22 protein-coding genes and 1 pseudogene are annotated in these 23,035 nt (G+C 68.1%); 14 read left to right on the top strand and 9 right to left on the bottom strand.

Annotated elements, in window-relative coordinates; all coding sequences use genetic code 11:
- Positions 1–25: 25 nt before the first annotated feature.
- Entirely contained in the window at positions 26–658 is a 633-nt protein-coding gene (locus tag BR47_RS0103370; RefSeq protein WP_029105705.1) for an Rv0361 family membrane protein, read from the bottom strand.
- Positions 659–732: 74 nt separating this feature from the next.
- Here BR47_RS0103370 and BR47_RS0103365 point away from each other — a divergent pair, with 74 nt between their 5' ends.
- Positions 733–1,704 (top strand): carbohydrate kinase family protein, encoded by a 972-nt coding sequence (locus BR47_RS0103365; protein WP_029118574.1) that lies wholly within the window; start codon positions 733–735, stop codon positions 1,702–1,704.
- Between the two features lie 77 nt (positions 1,705–1,781).
- On the opposite strand, the gene asnB is transcribed toward BR47_RS0103365, so the two are convergent.
- Positions 1,782–3,737: an asparagine synthase (glutamine-hydrolyzing) gene (gene asnB, locus BR47_RS0103360; protein ID WP_029118573.1), complete on the bottom strand. Its 1,956-nt coding sequence runs from the start codon at positions 3,735–3,737 to the stop codon at positions 1,782–1,784.
- A 138-nt stretch (positions 3,738–3,875) separates the two neighbouring features.
- Between asnB and ctaC the strand changes: the two genes are divergently transcribed.
- The 4 genes from ctaC (at position 3,876) to BR47_RS0103340 (ending at position 7,033) form a co-directional block, all read left to right on the top strand.
- Positions 3,876–4,916 (top strand): aa3-type cytochrome oxidase subunit II, encoded by a 1,041-nt coding sequence (ctaC, locus tag BR47_RS0103355; protein WP_020103568.1) that lies wholly within the window; start codon positions 3,876–3,878, stop codon positions 4,914–4,916.
- A gap of 10 nt (positions 4,917–4,926) precedes the next feature.
- Entirely contained in the window at positions 4,927–5,346 is a 420-nt protein-coding gene (locus BR47_RS0103350; protein ID WP_020103569.1) for a cytochrome c oxidase subunit 4, read from the top strand.
- Positions 5,347–5,533: 187 nt separating this feature from the next.
- Positions 5,534–6,361, top strand: a complete 828-nt coding sequence (locus BR47_RS0103345; protein WP_029118572.1) for a hypothetical protein — start codon at positions 5,534–5,536, stop codon at positions 6,359–6,361.
- A complete protein-coding gene (locus BR47_RS0103340; RefSeq protein WP_029118571.1) occupies positions 6,362–7,033 on the top strand; it encodes a DUF2561 family protein in 672 nt (223 codons plus the stop codon). It abuts the gene before it with no gap.
- A 9-nt stretch (positions 7,034–7,042) separates the two neighbouring features.
- On the opposite strand, the gene BR47_RS0103335 is transcribed toward BR47_RS0103340, so the two are convergent.
- The 5 genes from BR47_RS0103335 to ctaE form a co-directional block, all read right to left on the bottom strand.
- Entirely contained in the window at positions 7,043–7,267 is a 225-nt protein-coding gene (locus tag BR47_RS0103335; protein ID WP_029118570.1) for a TetR-like C-terminal domain-containing protein, read from the bottom strand.
- A 291-nt stretch (positions 7,268–7,558) separates the two neighbouring features.
- Complete coding sequence (gene qcrB / locus BR47_RS0103330; RefSeq protein WP_029118569.1) at positions 7,559–9,196, bottom strand: cytochrome bc1 complex cytochrome b subunit; 1,638 nt, start codon at positions 9,194–9,196, stop codon at positions 7,559–7,561.
- Positions 9,193–10,356 carry a cytochrome bc1 complex Rieske iron-sulfur subunit gene (gene qcrA, locus BR47_RS0103325; protein ID WP_020103576.1) on the bottom strand — a complete coding sequence of 388 codons (1,164 nt, stop codon included), beginning with the start codon at positions 10,354–10,356 and terminating at the stop codon, positions 9,193–9,195. Before qcrA ends, qcrB begins: the two co-directional genes overlap by 4 nt.
- A complete protein-coding gene (qcrC, locus tag BR47_RS0103320) occupies positions 10,353–11,180 on the bottom strand; it encodes a cytochrome bc1 complex diheme cytochrome c subunit (RefSeq protein WP_177127312.1) in 828 nt (275 codons plus the stop codon). Before qcrC ends, qcrA begins: the two co-directional genes overlap by 4 nt.
- A 35-nt stretch (positions 11,181–11,215) precedes the next feature.
- A complete protein-coding gene (ctaE, locus tag BR47_RS0103315; RefSeq protein ID WP_029105707.1) occupies positions 11,216–11,827 on the bottom strand; it encodes an aa3-type cytochrome oxidase subunit III in 612 nt (203 codons plus the stop codon).
- 57 nt (positions 11,828–11,884) lie between these two features.
- Here ctaE and trpD point away from each other — a divergent pair, with 57 nt between their 5' ends.
- Complete coding sequence (gene trpD, locus BR47_RS32405; protein WP_502685814.1) at positions 11,885–12,988, top strand: anthranilate phosphoribosyltransferase; 1,104 nt, start codon at positions 11,885–11,887, stop codon at positions 12,986–12,988.
- Here trpD and BR47_RS0103300 read toward each other — a convergent pair.
- Positions 12,926–14,740: pseudogene (locus BR47_RS0103300) on the bottom strand (DEDD exonuclease domain-containing protein); the annotation flags it as partial. The gene trpD and the pseudogene BR47_RS0103300 overlap by 63 nt on opposite strands.
- A 131-nt stretch (positions 14,741–14,871) precedes the next feature.
- Here BR47_RS0103300 and BR47_RS29555 point away from each other — a divergent pair.
- The 4 genes from BR47_RS29555 to BR47_RS0103280 all read left to right on the top strand — a co-directional run bounded on the left by BR47_RS29555 (position 14,872) and on the right by BR47_RS0103280 (position 18,386).
- Positions 14,872–15,111 (top strand): hypothetical protein, encoded by a 240-nt coding sequence (locus BR47_RS29555; protein WP_231388123.1) that lies wholly within the window; start codon positions 14,872–14,874, stop codon positions 15,109–15,111.
- Between the two features lie 153 nt (positions 15,112–15,264).
- The gene (gene ripC / locus BR47_RS0103290) at positions 15,265–16,431 is read left to right on the top strand and encodes a peptidoglycan hydrolase RipC (protein ID WP_029105708.1); all 1,167 of its coding nucleotides are present in this window, start codon (positions 15,265–15,267) and stop codon (positions 16,429–16,431) included.
- Positions 16,432–16,721: 290 nt separating this feature from the next.
- Positions 16,722–17,231, top strand: a complete 510-nt coding sequence (locus BR47_RS33660; RefSeq protein ID WP_020103583.1) for a hypothetical protein — start codon at positions 16,722–16,724, stop codon at positions 17,229–17,231.
- 18 nt (positions 17,232–17,249) lie between these two features.
- Positions 17,250–18,386: a glycosyltransferase family 4 protein gene (locus BR47_RS0103280; RefSeq protein WP_029105710.1), complete on the top strand. Its 1,137-nt coding sequence runs from the start codon at positions 17,250–17,252 to the stop codon at positions 18,384–18,386.
- A 78-nt stretch (positions 18,387–18,464) separates the two neighbouring features.
- Here BR47_RS0103280 and BR47_RS0103275 read toward each other — a convergent pair whose 3' ends face one another.
- On the bottom strand, positions 18,465–20,252 hold the full coding sequence (locus BR47_RS0103275) for an AMP-dependent synthetase/ligase (protein WP_029118564.1): 1,788 nt from the start codon (positions 20,250–20,252) through the stop codon (positions 18,465–18,467).
- Positions 20,253–20,371: 119 nt separating this feature from the next.
- On the opposite strand from BR47_RS0103275, the gene BR47_RS0103270 reads away from it, so the two are divergent.
- The 4 genes from BR47_RS0103270 to BR47_RS0103255 all read left to right on the top strand — a co-directional run bounded on the left by BR47_RS0103270 (position 20,372) and on the right by BR47_RS0103255 (position 22,957).
- Positions 20,372–20,761, top strand: coding sequence for a hypothetical protein (locus BR47_RS0103270; RefSeq protein ID WP_029105711.1), 390 nt, complete (start codon positions 20,372–20,374; stop codon positions 20,759–20,761).
- A 105-nt stretch (positions 20,762–20,866) separates the two neighbouring features.
- Positions 20,867–21,304, top strand: a complete 438-nt coding sequence (locus BR47_RS0103265) for an SRPBCC family protein (protein WP_020103587.1) — start codon at positions 20,867–20,869, stop codon at positions 21,302–21,304.
- Entirely contained in the window at positions 21,297–22,550 is a 1,254-nt protein-coding gene (locus tag BR47_RS0103260; RefSeq protein ID WP_029118563.1) for an ArsA family ATPase, read from the top strand. The genes BR47_RS0103265 and BR47_RS0103260 overlap by 8 nt, the downstream gene beginning before the upstream one ends.
- Positions 22,547–22,957 (top strand): hypothetical protein, encoded by a 411-nt coding sequence (locus tag BR47_RS0103255; protein WP_081831185.1) that lies wholly within the window; start codon positions 22,547–22,549, stop codon positions 22,955–22,957. Before BR47_RS0103260 ends, BR47_RS0103255 begins: the two co-directional genes overlap by 4 nt.
- Positions 22,958–23,035: the final 78 nt, after the last annotated feature.

The following is a 23,035-nucleotide window of genomic DNA, read 5'->3' as shown; positions in this document are numbered from 1 at the left end:
CGACCGTGCTGGTCCGGCGGTTCTCCTACAGGGAGTCCGCCGGACGCGGCAGGTACGAGCAGACCAGGGTCTCGCGCGGCTGCACCAGCAGCTGGGCGACAGCCTGCAATTCGTTGTTCTTCGGTCCCGAACCGCGCGGCAGCCGGCCTGACGGCGCCACCTTCATGGTGAACAGCACCTGCGCCTGATTCGGTGACAGCATCACGATCTTGTCGATCGACGTCACATCCGCCTGACCGAACTGCTTGCGGAACGCATCACTGGCCAGATTCGCCACGGTGAAATCCGTGGCGTGATCCTTGATGCCGTCATACAGGCCGCACAGGGCATGCCGTGCCACCGTCTGCTTGTCCTGTTGCAGCAACGCGTTCAGGTAGCCCTGGATGGCGGACTTGGCGGAGGCGTCGGTCAGGCCGCGATCGCTGGTGCTGCGAACCGCGAAGATGATGCCGCCGATGACGGCGACGACCGCAACCACGGCGCCGACGACCAGCAGGATTCGCTTGGTGTTGTTACCGCCGCCCGACGGATACTCCACGGCCGGTGGAAGTGTCGTCGGGTAAGAGGCGGGCGGGCCACCATAGGGGGCACCGTAGGTGGGGTTCCCCGGACCCGGCTGCGGGGGAATCGATTCCGGGTACGGATATGCGCCGTCCATGTTGTCCACAGGCTAGCGCACCCGCGCGGGTGGACCGGTCCGACTACTACGGCTGCGCTGGGTAAGCTCGCCGAATGACCATTGCCGTGACCGGATCGATCGCGACCGACCATTTGATGCGCTTCCCGGGCCGATTCGCCGAGCAGTTGCTGGCCGAACACCTGCAGAAGGTGTCGCTGAGCTTCCTGGTCGACGACCTGGTGGTGCACCGCGGCGGCGTCGCCGGCAACATCGCCTACGCCATCGGCATCCTGGGTGGCAGCCCGACGCTGGTCGGCGCGGTGGGCAAGGACTTCGACGAGTACCGCGGCTGGCTCACGTCGCACGGCGTCGACTGCTCGCAGGTGCTGGTGTCCGACTCTGCCTACACCGCCCGATTCGTTTGCACCACCGACGAGGACATGGCGCAGCTGGCGTCGTTCTATCCCGGCGCCATGTCGGAGGCGCGCAACATCAAGCTGGCCGATCTCGTCGCCGCCCAGGGTGAGCCCGAGCTCGTGATCATCGGCGCCAACGACCCCGAGGCCATGTTCCTGCACACCGAGGAATGCCGGAAGCTGGGTCTGCCGTTCGCCGCGGACCCCAGCCAGCAGCTGGCCCGTCTGTCAGGCGAGGAGATTCGTCGTCTCATCGACGGCGCCGCCTACCTGTTCACCAACGACTACGAGTGGGACCTGCTGCTGCAGAAGTCCGGCTGGTCCGAGGCCGAGGTAATGAGCCAGATCGAGCTGCGCGTCACCACGCTGGGGGAGAAGGGCGTCGACATCGTCGGCGACGGTTCGTTCGTCCACGTCGACGTCGTGCCTGAGAACGAGAAGGTCGACCCGACCGGTATCGGTGACGCGTTCCGCGCCGGCTTCCTCACCGGCCGTGGCGCCGGCCTGAGCCTGGAGCGGGCCGCTCAGCTGGCCTCGCTCGTCGCCACCCTGGTGCTCGAGGCGCCGGGTCCGCAGGAGTGGACCTGGGACAAGGCCACCGCGCTGCCGCGGCTGTCGGCCGCGTTCGGCGCCGAAGCTGCCGACGAGATCACCGCAGCGCTCGCTTAAGCACTACGCCGAAAGTGCGGGAAATGGCCGAATTCAGTGCGAATTCGCGGTCGTTTCCCGCACTTTCGGCGTAGTGGTCAGAGTTCGACGGGGTAGACGGGCTCACTGATCTGCGGCGTGACGCTGCCCTCGATGAAGATGGCGTGCCACAGCATGAAGATCAGCACCGTCCACAGCCGGCGGCTGTGATCGCTGACGCCGTTGCGGTGCTCCTCGAGCATCTGCCGGACGGCGTCGAGGTTGATGAGATGCCCGGCCTGCGACGCGTCGACGGTCGCGTAGGCCCACTCCAGCAGCTCACCAGAGCGCAGCCAGTGCCGGATCGGCACCGGGAAACCCAGCTTCGCGCGGTGCAGCACATGCGCGGGCACGATGGGCTCGAGGGCCCGGCGCAGCGCGTACTTGGTCGTGGTGCGGGTGATCTTCTGGTCGTACGGCAGCTTGGACGCGACCGCGAACACCTCGGGATCGAGGAACGGCACCCGCAGTTCCAGTGAATTGGCCATGGTCATCTTGTCGGCCTTGACCAGGATGTCGCCGCGCAGCCAGGTGAACAGGTCCAGATGCTGCATGCGCGCCACCGGGTCCCAGCCCGCGGACTCGGCGTAGATCGGCGCCGTCACATCGGTGTGGGTCCACTCCGGGTTGAACTGCGCCAGGGTTGACTGCAACTGCTCGTCGGAGAAGCTGCGGGCGTTGCCGTAGTAGCGCTCCTCGAGCGTCAACGACCCGCGGTGCAGCAGGCTCTTGCCGCGCATACCGTCCGGCAGCGACTTGGACGCCTTGCCGAGCCCGCGCCGCAGGCCCCGCGGGACGCGGTCGAAAGCCTTGAGGGACAACGGTTCCCGGTAGATGGTGTAGCCGCCGAAGAGCTCGTCGGCGCCCTCGCCGGAGAGCACCACCTTGACGTGCTTGCGAGCCTCGCGGGCGATGAAGAACAGCGGCACCAGCGCTGGGTCGGCCACCGGCTCGTCCAGGTACCAGACGATCTCGGGCAGCGCCGCGACGAACTCGGCCTGGCTGACGACCTTGGTCACGTGCCGCGCCCCGATGGCCTCGGCGGAGGCGACGGCCACGTCGACCTCCGAAAAGCCTTCGCGCTCAAAGCCTGTCGTGAAGGTGATCAGCTTGGGGTTGTGCCGCATCGCCAGCGCGGCGATCGCGGTGGAGTCGATGCCGCCGGACAGGAACGCGCCGACGGTGACGTCGGCCCGCATGTGCTTGGCGACCGAATCCTCCAGCACGGCGGTGATTTCGTCGTACCGCGCCTGCTCCTGCCCTGTGACAAATGGCACAGCGGCGAACTTCGGCTTGAAGTAGCGCGTCACCTCGGGCTGCTGGCCCGGGCGGATACGGGCGTAGCTGCCCGACTCCAGCCGGCGGATCCCGCGCTGCAGCGTCTCGGGCTCGGGCACGTACTGCAGCACCGTGTAGTGCTGGACGGCGCGCTCGTCGATGCTCAGGTCGACGCCGGCGCGGGCCGCCAGGTCGAGGATGCACTTCTTCTCGCTGCCCACGATGGTGCCGCCGGGGCCCGTCGCCAGATACAGCGGCTTGATGCCGAAGGGGTCGCGCGCGCAGAACAGCTCGCGGGTCTCGGTGTCCCACAGCGCGAAGGCGAACATCCCGCGCAGGCGGTTCAGCGCCGCGGTGCCCCAGTAGTGGTAGGCGGCGACGATCGCCTCGCTGTCGCCCTCGGTGGCGAACTTGGCACCGAACTCGGCGCGCAGTTCCTCACGCAGCTCGAGGTAGTTGTAAATCTCGCCGTTGAACACCAGCGCGTAGCGGTTCGGGGCCTCGGGCGGACCCCAGCGGAGCGGCTGGTGGCTGTGTGCGATGTCGATGATCGACAGCCGGTTGAAGCCGAGGACGACGGTGTGATGACCGTCGGTCGGATCGCTGTCGTCGGCCCAGGCGCCCGACTCGTCCGGACCCCGGTGACGCATCGGATGCGTGGCATCCGAGACCGCGTTCACGAGGTCAGTGGAATGGTCGGCAACAGGGTCGGCCAGATAGGCCAGCAGTCCGCACACGGCGCCAGTATGCCTGTTCAGGCAGGTGAACTCAGAACCGACGCTGCCGATTGGCCGGTCGCTTCGCTCGGCGCTGCGGGCGTGGTCTACGCTGCGTAGTATTCGACCGGCTTGACCGACCTCTAGGAGGGCCTCAACGTGACCGCTCGCGGGCTCCGTTTGGTGGCGTTGTCCGCCATTCTCGGCGCGTCGACGCTGCTGCTCAGCGGATGCAGCTGGCAGACCGTATTCGGCCTGGGCTGGCCGGAGGGTATTACCCCCGAAGCCCACGCCAACCGTGACCTCTGGGTCTGGTCGGTCATCGCCTCGTTCGTCGTCGGCGCCATTGTGTGGGCGCTGATCTTCTGGGCCATGGCGTTCCACCGCAAGAAGAAGACGGACACGGAGCTGCCGCGCCAGTTCGGCTACAACATGCCGCTGGAGCTGGTGCTGACCGTCGTGCCGTTCCTCATCATCTCGGTGCTCTTCTACTTCACCGTCGTGGTGCAGGAGAAGATGATGGACCACAGCAAGCCTGCTGAGGTCACCATCGACGTCACCGCGTTCCAGTGGAACTGGAAGTTCGGCTACCAGAAGGTTGCCTTCAAGGACAACACCTTCTCTTACGACGGCGCCGACGCGGCCCGTAAGGAAGCCATGAAGTCCAAGCCCGAGGGCAAGGACGAGCACGGCGAGGAGAAGGTCGGCCCGATCCGCGGCGAGAACCCCGAGGACCGCAGCTACCTGAACTTCGACAAGGTCGAGACCATCGGCACCAGCACCGAGATTCCGATCCTGGTTCTGCCGAAGGGCAAGCGCATCGAGTTCCAGATCGCCTCGGCCGACGTCATCCACGGCTTCTGGGTGCCGGAGTTCCTGTTCAAGCGAGACGTCATCCCGAACCCCGAGGCCAACCACTCGGACAACATCTTCCAGGTCACCGAGATCGAGAAGACCGGTCCGTTCGTCGGCCGCTGCACCGAGATGTGCGGCACGTACCACTCGATGATGAACTTCGAGGTGCGCGTCGTGGAGCCGGAGCAGTTCAAGGCCTACCTGCAGTACCGCATCGATCACCCGAAGGCGACCAACGCCGACGCCCTGGTGTCGATCGGCCTGCCGCCGGTGGCCCAGACGACCCATCCGTTCGACTCTCGCCGCGGCGAGCAGGTCGGTTCGCCGGCTCAGGCGAGCAAGTAGGGGATACGCCATGCATATCGAAGCCCGACTTTTCGAGATTCTGACTGCCTTCTTCGCCTTGGCGACCGTCGGCTACGGAGCGCTGACCGCGCTGTACGCGAACGGTGGCATCGAGTGGGCCGGCACCACCGCGTTGGTGCTGACCACCGGCCTGTCGCTGATCATCGGCACGTTCTTCCGGTTCGTGGCCCGTCGCCTCGACACCCGGCCCGAGGACTACGAAGACGCCGAGGTCTCCGACGGCGCCGGCGAGCTGGGCTTCTTCAGCCCGCACAGCTGGTGGCCGCTGCTGATCGCGCTGTCGGCCTCGACCACCGCGGTCGGTATCGGCCTGTGGCTGCCCTGGCTGATCGTCGCCGGCGTCTGCTTCGTGCTGGCCACCGTTGCCGGCCTGGTTTTCGAGTACTACACCGGCCCCGAGAAGCACTGACACATACGGCCCCTGTGACCTGATCGCTCTGCGGTCAGGTCACAACCGTATGTCAGATGGTCCTCTGGCACCGTCCGGTGCGGCCATGCCGGGCCCATGTTGGGTAATGTCTGCCGAAGGCTGGAATGTCGCCGTAGGCGGTGTTCCCCAGCTGCAGCGACACAGTGGTCGAGAGGGATAGGCGTACGTGAGCGGGTCACATTCCCCGGGCTCGGATGATGCGGCCCGGGAGCCATCGGGCGCCGGTGAAGGCACCGGCGAAACCGAGATCTATTCGCAGGCCTACTCTGCGCCCGAGTCCGAGCACTTCACCATCGCTCCGTACGTGCCGCCGGAGCCCGCGCTGTACGACTACGACAGCTACGAGGCCAAATCCGAAGCTGACGACACTCCGCCGCCGCGGTGGCCGTGGGTCGTCGGCGTCGTGGCCATCATCGCCGCCATCTCGCTGGTGGCGTCCGTCGCCATCCTGGTGACCCGCAACACCGACTCGGAGAATGTGGCGACGCCGTCGACCAGCACCACGTCGGCGCCGCCGTTCCAGGACGAGTTCACCACCACGACCACGCCGCCACCTCCGTCCACGACAACCGAGGCGCCCCCGCCGCCACCACCGCCGCCGCCTCCGTCGACGGTGACCGTGACGCAGCCGCCGCCTCCGCCGCCGTCGGAAGAGCCGCCGCCTCCGCCGCCCAGCACCGCCGCGGCCGCGCCGCCGGCGACGACGTCCGCGCCGCCGACCGGGCCGCGGTATGTCACGTACCGGATTTGGGGCACGAAGGCGCCGCTGGACCGCATTTCGGTGACGTACACCGATGCCGCGGGACGCCAGCGCACCCAGCAGAACGTCTACATCCCGTGGATGATCACTCTGACACCGATCTCGATGTCCGATGTGGGCTCGGTACAGGCCTCCAGCCTGCTGCGGCTGAGCCACCTGAACTGTTCGATTGTGACCAGCGACGGCCAGACGCTGGCCTCGCAGACAAACGATGATTGGCAGACGAGCTGTTAAATGCCGTACAACGCTGAGACTTCAACCCGGTCGCGAGTGACCGGCGGCAGCCCCGACCAGTTGGACCGTCTTCTGCTCGGTGGCTCTGTGGCCCTGTGGCTGGCGGCCCTGGGCGCCGGGGTGGCCGCTGTCGTCGCGATGGTGGACCTTGGTACCCGGCACCCGTCGGGTGCGGCGTCGTCGCACACGCCGTGGCTGCTGTACTCCGTCATCGCGGTGTCCGCGGCGGTGATCGTGGGCGCCATCCCGTTGTTGTTGCGTGCCCGTCGCGGTGGGGCGGCACCGCTGCCGCTGCTCGGTGGCGGCCCGTCCGAGGGCGACGACCGTCGTCCCACCGGTGAACTGCCGCAGAGTGCGCTGCGCTCTTTCGACGATCCGGTCGTGCGCCGCTATTCGGCGTCGCCGGCGACCAGCATGGTGGGCTTTCCGGTCGCGGCGGTGGATCAGCTGTGGCTGCGCTGCACGCTCGGGATCGCCGCGGCCATGGGCGGCGCGACACTGTTCGTGTTCCTGGGCGCGTACATGCTGGCCGACAGCCACGACGAGTTGGCCTGGATCCTGTACGGCCTGGCATTCATCATCACCGCCGCCATGGTGGCCATTCCCTGGTACTGCCTGCGCGGTCTGCATGCTGTGCTGGAGGCGTCGGCCGAGGACGCCCGCGCAGCCTGACGCTCAGCGCTATGCGACGGCGCGGATGGCGCGTCGCGCGGTCTCACTGAGATACGCGGGTGTCACCGCGTCCACGGTGAACAGGGAGCGGAAATAGACCGGGCCGGCGGCCATCTCCAGCACTGCGCGCGGGTCGGTGCCCGGCGGAAGTTCGCCGCGGGTGATCGCGCGGTCGACGACCGCGCCACTGCGCCGGAAGCGTTCCTCCCAGAACCTGGTCTGCGTGGTCCGCACGCGCGGCTGTGTGTCGAATTCCCTTGGCTCACCGCGCCGTACATGATCGCTCAGCACCGGTGGCACCTGGCGTGCGAGTTCGGTAACTGGATCGAGGCGGCGTTCGCCGCAAACGGTTAGCTCGGCGTTCCCGCCCCGTCGAGCCTGTGCTCAGGACGCACGGCACTCGACTTTTCTCACCCTCATCGCAGACGCAACGCAAGAAAAACGGGTGGGGTAGGGGAGTGGGACCCGAAAACGACTTCGGCCCGGTCTGGTGGAAACCAGACCGGGCCGAAACCGTAGATCGAACTAGTGATGCCCGTTGGAGCCGTTGGGCGAGATTTCGTCCTGGTATTCCTTGAGGGCGGTGAGTGCCTTGTGCTCGGCGGCGTGTTCGGCGTCGGCCAGGGCTTCCTGTTCGACGGCGGAGTCGGCGAACAGGAAGCTGCCGGTGCCGGGGGAGCCGGCGGAGCCGAGCTTGTTCATGCGCTTGGGCAGTGCGGCACCCTGGTATTCCAGCGGGGTGGGGTGGCCGTGGTCGTCGACCGGGCCCAGCGGCTGGTGCAGCTCGACGTACGCGCCGTGGGGCAGGCGCTTGATGATGCCGGTCTCGATGCCGTGCTCGAGGACGGCGCGGTCGCTGCGTTGCAGGCCTACACACCAGCGGTAGGTGAGGTAGTAGACCACTGCGGGCAGGACGACCATGCCGATGCGGCCGATCCAGGTGGTGGCGTTCAGGGAGATGTCGAATTTGAGCGCGATGATGTCGTTCATCGCGGCCAGGGTGAGCACCATGTAGAACGCGATGGCCATGGCACCGATGGCGGTGCGGACCGGCACGTCACGCGGACGCTGCAGCAGGTTGTGGTGGGCATGATCGCCCGTAACCCTGGCCTCGATGAACGGATAAGCGATGAGCAACGTGAAGACCAGACCCATGATCACGGCGACACCCATGACGGCGGGGATGGTGTGGCCGAAGGGGTAGAACTCCCAGGCCGGCCAGATACGGGCCAGGCCTTCGGTCCACATCATGTAGAAGTCGGGCTGGCTACCGGCGGACACCTGCGAGGGCTTGTAGGGGCCCAGTTCCCAGATCGGGTTGATCTGCAGCAGACCACCCATGATGCCCAGGATGCCGGTCACCAGCGCGAAGAACGCGCCACCCTTGATCGCGAACACCGGCATGACGCGCACGCCGACGACGTTCTTCTCGGTGCGGCCGGGGCCGGGGAACTGGGTGTGCTTCTGGAACCACACCAGCGCCAGGTGGGCGCCGATCAGGGCCAGGATGATGCCCGGGATCAGCAGGATGTGCAGGGCGTACATGCGCGGGATGATGATGTTGCCCGGGAAGTCGCCACCGAACAGGGCCCAGTGCATCCAGGTGCCGATGACCGGGATACCCAGGGTGATCGACGACAGGGCGGCGCGCAGACCGATACCGGAGAGCAGGTCGTCGGGCAGCGAGTAGCCGAAGTAGCCCTCGAACATGGCCAGGATCAGCAGCACCGAGCCGATCATCCAGTTGGCCTCACGCGGGCGGCGGAACGCACCGGTGAAGAAGATGCGCGCCAGGTGCACCATGATCGATGCGGCGAACATCAGCGCGGCCCAGTGGTGAATCTGGCGGACGAACAGACCGCCGCGGACCTCGAACGAGATCTCCAGGGCCGATTCGTAGGCACGCGACATCTGCACGCCGCGCAGCGGCTGGTAGACGCCGTTGTAGATGACCTCGGTCATCGACGGATCGAAGAACAGGGTCAGGTACACACCGGTGAGCAGCAGCACGAGGAAGCTGTACAGCGCGATCTCACCGAGCATGAAGGACCAGTGCGTCGGGAAGACCTTGTTCAGCTGCCGGCGTACGGCGGCCGACGGGTGGTACCGCGAGTCGATCGCATCGCCTTGTGCGGCAGCGATGTCAGCGAGCTTGGGACTCATGATTTGCGCTCCCAGAATGCCGGTCCGACGGGTTCGATGAAGTCGCCGTTGGCGACCAGGTAGCCCTCTTTGTCAATCGTGATCGGCAGCTGCGCCAGGGCGCGGGCCGCCGGACCGAAGATCGGCCGCGCGAAGTGCAGCGCGTCGAACTGCGACTGATGGCAGGGGCACAGGATGCGGTAGGTCTGCTGCTCGTACAGCGACGAGGGGCAGCCCAGGTGCGAGCACACCTTGGTGTAGGCGAAGAAGTCACCGAAGTTGAAGCTCTCCTGGCCCTTGCGCTTGACCACGCGGGACAGGTCCTCGGGCTTGATGCGGATGAGCATCACCGGGTTACGCACACCGAGTGCGATCTTCGACAGCTTCTCGTGCGACTCGAGGGTGGTGCCGTCGCCGTCGGACTCGCGCCACGGGAACACGGTCTCCATGCCGCCCGCGTCGATGTCCTCGGGACGCATCTTCACGAAGGGGGACTCACCGGGCAGGCCGGTGGCCCGAGCCAGGTAGATGGTCTCGCCGTGGAAACGCGGGGTCCAGCCGGACGTCCACAGGACGGCCTTCTTGCCCTCGGCGGTCGGCACGACCGGCTTCCACGGGTTCTTGATCAGACCGCCGATGAAGGCGACCGCGGTCCCCAGGCCGAACGCACCCAGGCCGACGCCGAGCGACAGGCCGATCAGCTTGCGGCGCTTGAGGGTTGAGCCCTCCAGCGCGTCGGTCAGGTTGGCCGCGACGGTGGCGCGGTGCACCTCGGGGGAGGCGCCGTCGTGACGGTCCTGGATCGAGATTTCCTCGGGGATGAACTTCTTCTGGAAGAGCACCGCGCCGATGCCGATCGCCAGGATCGACAGACCGAAGGTCAGGCCGTACAGCGGGGTCGCCAGCGAGTAGATGAACTCGCCCTCGGACTCGAACGGCTTGTACTCCCACGGCCAGAACAGGAACACCAGCAGCAGGGCCAGGCCGGACAGGCCACCGAGCAGCAGCCAGGCCGCGACCTGACGCTCGGCGCGCTTCTCGGCCTTGGTGCCCTCGACGGGCCAGCGGGGTTCCTTGAAGACGGTCGTGACGCCGTCGATCTTTCCGCCCAGTTCGACGAGCTCCTCGCGCGACATCTCGCGCAGCTCATCGTCACTGGGAATGTTCACGTTCTCGCTCATGCGCGAGCTCCGATCCACATAGCCGCGCCGATCACGGCGACCATCCCGATAATCCACATCGCCATGCCCTCGGGCGCGGGGCCGAAGCCGCCGAGGCCGTAGCCGCCCTGGCTGCGGGCATTCGCCGACTCGTGGACGTAGGCGACGATGTCGCGCTTCTCTTCCGGGGTCAGCTGACGATCCGAGAACTTGGGCATGTTCTGCGGGCCGGTGAGCATGGCGGTGTACACCTGCGCCGGCACTTCGGCAGCCTTGCCGAGGTCGGGCGCGTACTTGCCCGACGACAGTGCGCCGCCCTTGCCGGTGAAGTTGTGGCAGGACGCGCAGTTCAGGCGGAAGAGGTCGCCACCGCGGGCGACGTTCTCACCGAGGAACGAGTGCTGGTTGATCTGGCCGTTGGCGTCACGCGGAACCCGGGGGCCGCCGCCGTTGGCCTGGATGTAGGCACCGAGGGCGTCGATCTGGTGCTCGTCGAACGCCGGGTCCTTGCGGGGTGCCTGGGCCTCACCGCGCATGGCGGGCATGCGGCCGGTGGACACCTGGAAGTAGACGGCCGCGTCGCCGACGCCGATGAGGCTCGGGCCGCGGTCGGTCACACCCTGCAGGTTGGCGCCGTGGCAGGAGACGCACGACGTCTCGAACAGCTGCTTGCCGGTGCGCAGCAGAGCCAACTGCGACTCGTCGGCCTTCGCGACCTGGGGCCGCGGCGTCAGGGTGGCCGCCAGGCCACCAGCGACTAGAAGTCCGAGCAGCAGCAACATGGCTGCTGAAAGGCGCCGGTGTAACCGACGGCGGGACTTGCTGGTCATCGAACCCCTTCTCATCGACGAGTTGGTCAGGAAGCGCATCGGCGAGCCGATCATCGAACGAAGTAGATGGTGGCGAACAGGGCGATCCACACGATGTCGACGAAGTGCCAGTAGTAGGACACAACGATGGCAGCGGTGGCCTGGGCCGGGGTGAACTTGCTCATCTTCGTGCGGGCCAGCAGGTAGATGAACGCCACCAGACCGCCGATGACGTGCAGGCCATGGAAGCCGGTCGCCAGGTAGAACACCGAACCGTAGGCGCTGCTCGGGATCGTGGTGCCTTCGCTGACGAGCATGAAGTACTCGAACGCCTGGCCACCGACGAAGAACGTGCCCATCAGCAGCGTGATGACGTACCACCGGCGCAGGCCGAAGACGTCACCGCGCTCGGCGGCGAACACACCCATCTGGCAGGTGAACGACGACGCGATCAGCACCAACGTCACCGGAACGGCCTCGGCCAGGTTCAGGTGCGTGGGGGGAGGCGGCCATACGCCGCCTGCCTGGGCGCGCGCGGTGAAATACATTGCGAACAGTCCAGCAAAGAACATCAACTCACTGGAAAGCCACACAATGGTGCCGACACTGACCATATTCGGCCGGTTCAGCGAATGCACCCGCGACGTGATCGCGGTTCCGGAGGTACCTACAGCGCTCGTCACAGCGGTAAGTATGACGCTTTGTAGTTGTTGAACTCCACCCGGGTGCCGACATTGGCCATAATCGGGTCCGTGCCTACCACCGATCCTCATCAGGAACCGACCACCGACGGGCCCCTGTGGCCCCAGATCCTGGGCCGGTTGACCACCGGCCAGAACCTTGCCGCGGGTCAGGCGGGGTGGGCAATGGACCAGGTCATGACGGGTACTGCCACCCCGGCGCAGATCGCTGCATTCGCCATTGCGATGAAGATGAAGCGACCCACCTCTGCGGAGGTGTCCGAACTCGCCGATGTGATGTTGCGACACGCCCGAAAAGTGCCCGCCGACGCGCTCGCCGCGATCGGCAGCGACGTCGTCGACATTGTGGGGACCGGTGGGGACGGCTCCAACACCGTCAACCTCTCCACGATGGCGTCGATCGTCGTCGCCGCGTGCGGGGTGCCGGTGATCAAACACGGCAACCGGGCGGCGTCGTCGTTGTCGGGTGGTGCCGACACCCTGGAGGCCCTGGGCGTCCGCATCGATCTGTCGCCGGGTGATGTGGCCCGCTCGGTCGCCGAGGTGGGTATCGGGTTCGCGTTCGCCCCGCAGTTCCATCAGTCCTATCGGCACGCGTCGTCGGTACGACGGGAGATCGGGGTGCCGACGGTCTTCAATCTCCTGGGGCCCCTTACGAATCCGGCGATGCCACGCGCCGGCCTCATCGGCTGCGCCTGGGCGGAGCTGGCCGAGGTGATGGCCGGCGTGTTCGCCGCGCGCGGCTCCAGCGTGCTGGTTGTGCACGGCGACGACGGGCTCGACGAACTGACCACCACGACGACGAGCACCATCTGGCGCGTGCAGGCCGGCACCGTGGAGCGGCTGACGCTGGACCCGAAGGCGTTCGGTTTCGCGCGCGCCGACCTGAGCGAGTTGCGGGGCGGTGACGCCAAGGCCAACGCGGAGTCGGTGCGGGCGGTGTTCGCGGGTCAGAAGGGTCCGGTCCGGGATGCCGTGGTGCTCAACGCCGCGGGGGCCATGGTGGCTCATGCCGGCCTATCCAGCGACGCCCAGTGGGTGCCGGCGTGGGAGCGGGGTCTGGCCCGCGCCACCGAGGCGATCGATTCGGGCGCGGCCGAGCAGCTGCTCGCGCGGTGGGCTCGGTTCACTCAGAAGGTCTGACCGCTCCGCCTGCTGCGCTGCCGCCCGGGCCGACCGGGCGGTGGCGGCCCACTCGGCCCACCGTCCGGCCGCGGTGATCGGCAGGCAGTAGCCGGCCTCCGACGCCGTGCCGGAATCGGTGCGCACGATGCGCACACCGGGCGCGGCCAGCCAGCGCACGATCAGCGCGACCTCCTCGACGGGCGCACCGCCCAGTGGCCGTTCCGACGTCAGGATCACCTGTGCCGCAGCGGATATCGCGTCGACGACGGGCATCGGGGGGACGCGCCGCGGCGCATTGCCGGCGGCTGCCAACTGGCCGTACCGGACCACGACGAGGTGCCAGCCGCCGGCGCCGTCGGGCCGGGCCGCCACCAGCTCCGGCAGTGCGGTCAGGGCGCGCAGACGCTGACCACGCCACAGTCCGTCGATGACGGTCGCGGCATGGTCGCGGAGCCGTGCCGCGGTCTCGAAACGACCCTCGGCCGCCAGGTCGTCGATGTGTTTCAGTGCCGTGCAGAGTGCGGAATCATCAACGCCGGCAATGTTTTCCGCCGCCCGGTCGGCGAATTCGGCGTAGGCGCCTGCGGTGATGCCGCGCGGCGCCGGACATGGCGACAGTTCCCGCTCCGGGCACTGCGGCCCGTGGTGGGCGGCCCGCGCCAGCCGCGTCGTACAGGTCCGCACGCCCGTGAAGCGGGCCAGCAGCAGCGCCGCGTCGACGGCGTCGGCATGCGCCCGGAACGGGCCGACCGCCCGGTCGTGTCGTGGTGCGCGCACCACGCTGAACCGGGGGAAGGCCTCGTCGGTGAGCACCACCCACCACCACTTGTGCGGGGCCTTCGAGCGCCGGTTGTAGGGCGGCGCGTGCGCGGCGAGGAGCCGCAGTTCGCGCACCCCGGCCTCGAGCTCGTGGGCGCACTCGACGTGGTCGACGCGGATGGCAAGGGACGCCATCTCTTTCATGCGGGCCCGGGGGTCGGCGCCGGTGAAGTACTGCCGGACCCGGCGGCGCAGATCGACCGCGGTGCCCACGTACAGCACCTCCTCGGACGGCCCGCGGAACAGATAGACGCCGGGGGAGCTGGGCAGGGCGTCGGCGAGCTTGCGGTTGCGGCGTTGCGCCTTGGTGACGTCCGGGAGATAGCCGCGCAGCTCGGCCAGCGTGTGCACGCCCTGGTTGCCGATGCGCTCGAGCAGTCCGTGCAGGACGTCGACGGTGGCGCGGGCGTCGTCGAGGGCGCGGTGTGTGGGTGTGGTGGTGGCGCGGAACAGCCGGGCCAGCTCCGAGAGCCGCACGCTCGGCGCCTCGTCGCGCGTCAGTACGCGGCGGGCCAGCTTGACGGTGCACAGCACCGGTGGGTTGGGCCAGGGCAGCTGTGCCCGCTCGGCCGCGGCCCGCAGGAAGCCGATGTCGAAGCCCGCATTGTGGGCGACCAGGACGGCGCCGCGGCAGAACTCCAGGAATGCGGGCAGCACGGATTCGATGCGCGGGGCGTCGCAGACCATGGCCGTGGTGATCCCGGTCAGCTGCACGATCTGTGGCGGGATGGCGCGGCCCGGGTCGATCAGGGTGGCCAGTTCGCCGATGATCTCGCCGCCGCGCACCTTGACCGCGCCGATCTCCGTGATGGCGTCCCAGCCGCCTCCGGTCTCGTCCGCCCGGGCCCGGCCGCCGGTGGTCTCCAGGTCGACGACCACGAATGTGGTGTCGCGCAGCAACGCCTCATCGAGATCGAAAGCCAACTGGTCGGTGGCGCTGCCGGAGCCCATGACGTGACAGTAGGGGCCGGCACCGACAAGAAATCCCATCGATGTCATTCCGTTATCCGGTTGCTGATCACCCGCACTTTTTTGTCGGTGGACGTCGCTAGCGTGCGCCTCAACCGATGAAGGAGTCAGAGATGAAGTTCGACAACGGGCCGGTCAAGATCGACTGCGACGACTGCGCGGTACGCGGTCCCGGCTGCGGTGACTGCGTGGTCAGTGTTTTGCTGGGCGTGCCCGAGACATTGATGGACGACGAGCGCCGCGCGCTGGAGGTGCTCGCCGATGCCGGCATGGCGCCGCGGTTGCGGTTGGTTCCCATCGGCAGGCCGAAAGACGACATCGGTGGCGAGTCAAGCGCTGCGGGCGTAGCGTGACGACCCTCACATTGTGATGCTGGTTAACGGGATCGGGGGACGGGCTGATAGATTGGCCATTCCCGTTGGACAACGCCGATGCCGTTTCGTAACCTATTCGAGACCTCACTGAGTTCGAAGCGGCTCGAACCCGCAGTTGAAGGACGCGAAATCTTGAGTCTCCACCGCACACACCGCACCATATGCAGTCTTAAACGACCAGTAGCCGGTGCGATCGCGGGGCTCACCATACTTGGTAGTGCGTTTGCGGGCAACGTCATGGCCGATCCGGCCGACGACGCCGTAGCAAAGCTGAACGAGCTCTCGCGCCAGGCGGAACAGACCACCGAGGCCATGCACGCCGCGCAGCTCGATCTGGACAAGAAGCTGGCTGCCGCGAAGGCCGCCGACTCCAAGCACGAGGCCGCCGCTGCCGCCGCGGAAGTCGCCAAGAACGACCTGGCTACCTACCAGGACTCGGTCGACAAGATTGCTGCAGCGCAGTACATGGGCGGCCGTACCGACGGCATCGACGCCATCCTTACCGCCGATTCCCCGCAGGGCCTGATCGACCAGCTCTCGGTCCAGCGTGTGATGGCCGGTGAGATGGCCGCGCAGATGGCCAACTTCCACAGCGCCTCCGACTCCGCCACGAAGGCCGAGGCCGACTCGGCCAAGTCGGCATCCGAAGCCAAGACCGCGGCCGAGCAGGCCGCCGCCGTTCGTGCCGATCTGCAGTCCAAGCAAAGCAAGCTGCAGGTGCAGATCGCCATCGTCAAGTCCCGTTACACCGCGCTGACGCCGAGCCAGCGGCAGGCGCTGGCGGCCCTGCCGCCGGCCCCGGCTGCCGCGCCGCCCGCCCCCGCCCCCGACGGTCTCCCGCAGAACCCCGACGCGGTTCCGCCGGCCCCCGGCCAGGACCCGTCCATCAACGCGGCCGGCCCGAACCCGCCTGTCGAGGGGCTGCCCGCACCGTCGGACAACGGTGGCGGCACCGCTGCCGGCGCCATCGCGGTGCAGGCCGCTCTGACCCGCATCGGCGACCCGTATGTCTGGGGTGCCGCCGGTCCCGGCCAGTTCGACTGCTCGGGCCTGGTGATGTGGGCGTTCCAGCAGGCCGGCATCTCGCTGCCGCACTCGAGCTACGCGCAGGCCGCCGGTGGCCAAGCGGTGTCGCGCGACCAGATGCAGCCCGGCGACGTCGTGAGCTACTACTCCGACGCCTCGCACGTGGGCATCTACATCGGCGACGGCATGATGGTCCACGCATCGACGTTCGGTGTGCCCGTGCGGGTGGCGCCGGTCGACAACGCGCCGATCTACAACGTGCGTCGCTACTGAGCCTCTCCCGACGGGCCGTCCTCGGCCTTCTCGCCGCGGAAGCGGCCGCCGCGGCCGTCGTACTGAACCGCGGTCCCGACAACGAGGCCGCCCCGTCGCGGGCCACGGCACCGCCGCTCGCCGCACCGACGGCGCCGACCGACATCCGGCTGGCCGACGGCCGGACCGCTGAACTCCTGGTCCTCGACCCCGGCTCGACGCTGCCGGGACGCATCACCGCGGAACTCGACGGCGCGGTCGCCGCGGTCACCGCATTCTGGGGCGACGACTGGCGCCGTCAGATCACCATCGTGACCACCGGCACCGACGAGGAGTTCCGGGCGCTGGCCGGCGGGAAGGAAGAGTTCGCCGCGGCCACCACCGTCGACCGCATCGTATTCGCGCCCGGCGCCGCCGCGATGGGTCCCGGCGCACTGCGAATCGTGTTGCGCCACGAGCTTTTCCACTACGCCTCCCGGCCCGTGACGGCGGCCGACGCGCCGTGGTGCCTCACCGAGGGCGTCGCCGACTACGTCAGCCGCCCGCGCACCCCGCGGCCGGCGCCGGCCGCCATGGCGGTGCTGCCCACCAACGCCGACTTCCAGGTCACCGGGCCGGCGCTGTCGCTGGCGTATGACCGCGCCTGGTGGTTCGCCCGGTTCGTGGGCGCGCAGTTCGGCGATCCAGTCCTGCGCCGGCTGTACCTGGCGGCGTGCGGCGCCGGACATCCCGACCTCGACACCGCGCTGACCGCCACCCTCGGCACGGATCGCGACGCGTTGACCGCCGCGTGGCAGCGGTGGCTCGCGGCCGGCGGCTGACGCGATAGCCTGACCGCGATGTCTCGGGTGCTGCTGTTGACCAACGATTTTCCGCCGCGCCGCGGCGGCATCCAGTCGTATCTGGAGAGTCTGGTCGGTGAGCTGCTCGTCCGCGGTTCGCACGAGCTGACGGTGTACGCCCCGAAGTGGAAGGGCGCCCCGGAATACGACAAGGCCGCCGGGGCCGCCGGGTACGAGGTGGTCCGCCACCCGACGACGTTGATGGTGCCCGAACCGACCGTCGCGCTGCGGATGCGCCGCCTCATCGCCGAGCACGACATCGACACCGTGTGGTTCGGCGCCGCCGCGCCGCTGGCGCTGCTGGCCCCGCTGGCCCGCGATGCCGGGGCGACCCGCGTGGTCGCCAGCACGCACGGGCACGAGGTGGGTTGGTCGATGCTGCCCGTCGCGCGAAACGCGTTGCGGCACATCGGAAACAACACCGACGTGGTGACCTTCGTCAGTCACTACACCCGTAACCGGTTCGCCGCGGCGTTCGGGCCGGACGCCGCGCTGGAATACCTGTCGCCCGGGGTCGACGTCGACCGCTTCGTCCCCGACGAGGTGGCCCGGGCCGAGTTGCGCGCCCGGTACGGGCTGGGGCAGCGGCCCGTGATCGTCTGCCTGTCACGACTGGTGCCACGCAAGGGACAGGACATGCTGATCCGGGCGCTGCCCGTCATCCGGCAACGGATCGACGGTGCCGCGCTGGTGATCGTCGGCAACGGGCCGTACCGCGACGATCTGCAGAAGCTGGCACGGCGCTACGACGTCACCGACCACGTGGTGTTCACCGGAGGGGTGCCCGGCGATGAGTTGCCGGCCCACCATGCCATGGCCGACGTCTTCGCCATGCCATGCCGGACCCGGGGCAACGGGCTCGATGTCGAAGGCCTGGGGATCGTCTTCCTCGAGGCCTCGGCGTGCGGCGTGCCGGTGGTCGCCGGTGACTCTGGCGGCGCACCGGAAACCGTCGTGGAAGGCAAGACCGGCCATGTGGTCGACGGTCGCGACGTCGAAGACATCGCCGCCGCCATCATCGACGTCCTGGCCAACCCCGACCTGGCTGCTGCGATGGGCGCCGCCGGCCGTCAGTTCGTCGTCGACAACTGGCAGTGGAAGCTCAAGGGCGAGCGGCTTTCGGAGCTGCTCTAGTTCCTCCGCCGAACAGACATAAAACTGTCGTTTTCGCTTGGTAAAACGACAGTTTTACGTCTGCTCGCGAGGAATCGTCTAGCTGTAGAGCGCCGCGATCTCGGCCGCGAACTTCTCGGCGACGACCTTGCGCTTGACCTTCAGCGTCGGCGTCAGCTCGCCGGTGTCCTCGGTGAAGTCGACCGGCAGGATTCGGAACTTCCGGATGGCCTCGGCCTTGGACACCGTCTGGTTGGCGTCGTCGACGGCCTTCTGGATCTCGGCGACAAGCGCGGCGTCCTCGGCCAGGTCGCCCACCGACGCGCCGGCGTCCTTGCCGTTGCGCTGCTTCCAGCCCTCGAACGCCTCGGGATCGATGGTGACGAGCGCGGCGATGAACGGCTCCTGGTCACCCACGCACATGGCCTGGCTGATCAGCGGGTGTGCCCGCATGACGTCTTCCAGCGGGGCCGGGGCGACGTTCTTGCCGCCCGCGGTCACGATGATCTCCTTCTTGCGCCCGACGATCGAGAGGTAGCCGTCGTCGTCGATGGCGCCGAGGTCACCGGTGTGGAACCACTCGTCGGTGAAGGCCTCGTCGGTGGCGGTCGGGTTGCCCCAGTAGCCGCCGAACACCACACCGCCGGACAGCAGCAGTTCGCCGTCCTCGGCGATGCGCATGCTGTTGCCGGGCACCAGCTTTCCGACGGTGCCGACCTTCAGCTCGCCGATCCGGTTCACGGTGATGGCGGCGCTGGTCTCGGTCAGGCCGTAGCCCTCGTAGATGGTGACGCCGACGCCGCGGTAGAAGTGGCCGAGCCGCGCGCCCAGCGGGGCGCCGCCGGAGATGGCGCCGACGCAGTTGCCACCGAGGGCGGCCTTGAGCTTGCCGTAGATCAGCTTGTCGAACACCGTGTGCTTGAGGTTGAGCAGCAGGCCGGCACCGCCGGTGTCCTGCGCCTTGCTCCACTCGATGGCGGTGTCCGCGGCGATCTGGAAGATCTTGCCCTTGCCGTCGTTGCGGGCGTTCTGCTCAGCGGTGTTGTAGACCTTCTCGAACACGCGTGGCACCGACACCACCAGCGTCGGCTTGAACACCCCGAGGATCGGCACCAGGTTCTTGATGTCGCTGGTGAAGCCGAGGGTCACCTGGTTGCTGAAGCCGGCCACCGCGACCGCGCGGGCCAGCACGTGCGCCAGCGGCAGGAACACCAGCAGCTTCTGGCCCTTGGCCAGCAGGTCGGGGAAGCAGGCCTTGACTCCGCGCAGCTCCGACAGCAGGTTGGCGTGGGTCAGCTGGCAGCCCTTGGGGCGGCCGGTGGTGCCGGAGGTGTAGATCAGGGTGGCCGGGTCGCTCGACTTGATGGCGGCCAGGCGAGCGTCCAGTTCGGCGCGGTCGACGCCGGCGCCGGCGTCGGCCAGCTGATCGAGGGCGCCGCCGTCGATGACCAGCACCTCACCGAGCGCGGGCACCTCGGACCGGATTGACTCGATCTTGGCGGCGTGGGAGTCGGCCTCGGCGAACGCCAGGACGGCGCCGGAGTCGGCCAGCACGTGCCGGATCTGATCGGCGGCGGAGGTCTCGTAGATGGGCACCGTCACCGCGCCGATCGACAGGATCGCGAAGTCGATGATCGGCCACTCGTAGCGGGTCGCCGACAGCAGCACCACGCGGTCACCGGGCTTGACGCCCTTGGCGATCAGGCCGAGGGCGGTGGCCCGGACCTGGGCGGCAACGTCGGCGCTGGTGACGTCGGTCCAGGTGTCTCCGACCAGGCGCTGGATGGCTACGTGTTTGGGGTCATCGCGCTCGAGGGAGTACACCGGGGCGACGACGTTGTCGTATTCGCCGATGGTGAACGATGCGGGAACGCTGAACTCACGCACGGTGTGGCCTTTCGGGTCAGAGCAAAGCAGTACTGGCAGCAGTGCCGTGACAGCAATGCCGTGCTCAGCGTAGTCGGGTGCTTCATCACACTGTGGAGGCGTATGTGAAGCTGGTCCTGATGAACAGCATCCAGATCGCCGACGAGACCTTCGTGTGTGCCGACCCCGCCGCCGTCGGTGCCGCCGTGGCGAACCAGAGCAGCTGGCGGCGCTGGTGGCCGGACCTCAAGCTGACGGTCGTCGAAGACCGCGGTCCGGCGGGGCAGCGGTGGACCGTCACCGGTGCACTGACCGGGACCATGGAGGTCTGGCTGGAGACCGTCATGGACGGCGTCGTGCTGCATTATTTCCTGCACGCCGAGCCGACGGGCGTGTCCGGTGCCGCGCTGGCCGAGCTGAACCTGGCGGACCTCAACCACCGTCGCCGGGTGGCCGGCAAGAACATGGCTTTCGAGATCAAGACCGATCTCGAGCGGACGCGCCCGGTGGGCGTGTCCCGGTTGGCCTGAGGCCCGGTATCGCCCGGCCAGGGCCGGGCGCTGGCGGTACATTGAGAACTCGGCAGACGGGCGTCTGACGCCCGCGCCGGCATCGTCAACTCGGGAAGTGGACACGTGGCTGACAAGACTGCGCAGACCATCTACATCGACGCCGACCCGGCGACCGTGATGGACGTCATCGCCGACATCGGCTCATATCCCGACTGGGTCGCCGAGTACCCGGAGACCGAGGTCCTGGACGTCTACGCCGACGGTTACCCGAAGACCGCGCGGATGGTCCTCGACGCCACGGTGCTCAAGGACACCATGGTGTTCACGTACCAGTGGCCCGCCGACCGCAAGTCGGTGAGCTGGTCCCTGGTGTCCAGCACCCTGCTGAAGGCGCTCGAAGGCACATACCGCTTGTCGCCCAAGGGTTCTGGCACCGAGGTGACGTACGAACTGTCGGTTGATCTGATGATTCCGATGATCGGATTGCTCAAACGCAAGGCAGAGCGCCGGCTGACCGACACGGCGCTCAAGGACCTCAAGAAGCGAGTCGAGTCTGAGTGACACGGACCCTGCTGGGCGTGCCAGGATCAGTCTGTTCGTCGGTAAGGGTGGAGTAGGCAAATCGACGGTGGCCACGGCCACCGCGGTGCGTGATGCCCGTGCCGGGCAGCGGGTCCTCATCGTGTCGACCGACCAGGCCCACTCCACCGGTGACGTGCTCGGGGCGGACGTCCCGCCGACCGGGCTGCGGACGCCCACGCAGGTCCCCGTCGACGACGGCGCCGGCGTCGTGCTCGATGCCCTGGCGCTCGACACCCTGGCGCTGCTGGAGGCGCGGTGGCGTGAGGTGGCTGCGGTGCTGGTCGCCCGGTTCCCGGACTCCGATGTGGGAGACGTTGCACCCGAGGAACTTTCGGCGTTGCCCGGGATCCAGGAGGTGCTGGGTCTGCACGAGGTCGCCGAGCTGGCGGCGTCGGGCAACTGGGACCACGTGATCGTCGACTGCGCCTCGACCGCCGATGCGATGCGGATGCTGACGCTGCCCGCCGCGTTCGCCCTGTATCTGGAGAAGGCCTGGCCGCGGCACCGGCGCCTGTCGGTCGGCCTGGCCGATGCGAAGACGGCCGCCATGGTCACCCTCGTCGAGCGCCTCGCCGCCGCCACCGAGGCGCTGGGGGAGTTGCTCGACCAGCCGGACGTCACCGCGCACCTGGTGCTCACCCCGGAACGGGTGGTGGTGGCCGAGGCGGTGCGGACGCTGGCGTCGCTCACGTTGATGGGCGTGCACGTGTCGGAGCTGATCGTGAATCAGGTTCTGGTCCAAGATGATTCGTACGAGTACGTGAACCTGCCCGCGCACCCGGCCTTCGACTGGTACGCCGAGCGCATCGCCGAGCAGCGCAGCATGCTCAGCGACCTGGATGCCGCCGTCGGCGACGTACGTCTGGTGCTGGTGCCGCACCTGGCCGGCGAGCCCATCGGGCCGAAGGCGCTGGGGGAGCTGCTGGATGCGTCACGGCTGCGGCACGGCGCCCCGCCGCCCGCGCCCCCGCGCCCCATCGTCGACCGCGAATCGGGCTCAGGATTGGATGCCGTCTACCGGCTGCGGATAGAATTGCCGCAAATCGACCCGGGGTCTCTGACGCTGGGCCGCGTCGACGACGACCTGATCATCGGCTCGGGTGGCACTAGGCGCCGGGTCCCGTTGGCATCAGTCCTGCGCCGGTGCATCGTGATCGGCGCGTCGTTGCGCGGCTGTGAACTGACCGTCCGTTTTCGCCCTGACCCGGAGGTGTGGCCCAAGTGACGCACACCAATTTCGGGGCGGACGCTCTGGGCGACCTACCAGTGGACCTGCGGCTGCTGGCCCAGGCGCTCCTCGACAAGATCGATCCCGTCGTCCGGCTGTCCGTGGCCATGCTCGCCGACGGCGAGAACCCGAGCGACTGCAACCAGGTGTGGTGCCCCGTGTGCGCACTGGTCGCCCTGGCCAACGACGAACAGCATCCGATGCTGACGGCCATCGCCGAACACAGCACGACTTTTCTCGACGCGGTGCGTGCCGCGCTCGCCGACCAGGGACCCGTCGGCCCGCACCCCGAGCCGCCGACGGACCCGTCCGGTCCCGGTGGCAAGCACCGCCAGCCCGACGATCCGGACGGCCCACCAGGGCCGGGTCGATACCAGTCCATTCCGGTATCTGTGGAGGAATGACCAGTCCGCTGCGGGCTGTGGTCGGGCCGACAGTCGGTGGGTAAAGTTGTCGGGGGCACCGTCCGGGGGCCCTCAGCG

The organism is Mycobacterium sp. UNC410CL29Cvi84 (assembly GCF_000686745.1).
In the GTDB taxonomy this organism is placed as follows: Bacteria; Actinomycetota; Actinomycetes; order Mycobacteriales; family Mycobacteriaceae; genus Mycobacterium; species Mycobacterium mucogenicum_B.
This window is presented reverse-complemented; position numbering and strand designations above follow the sequence as displayed.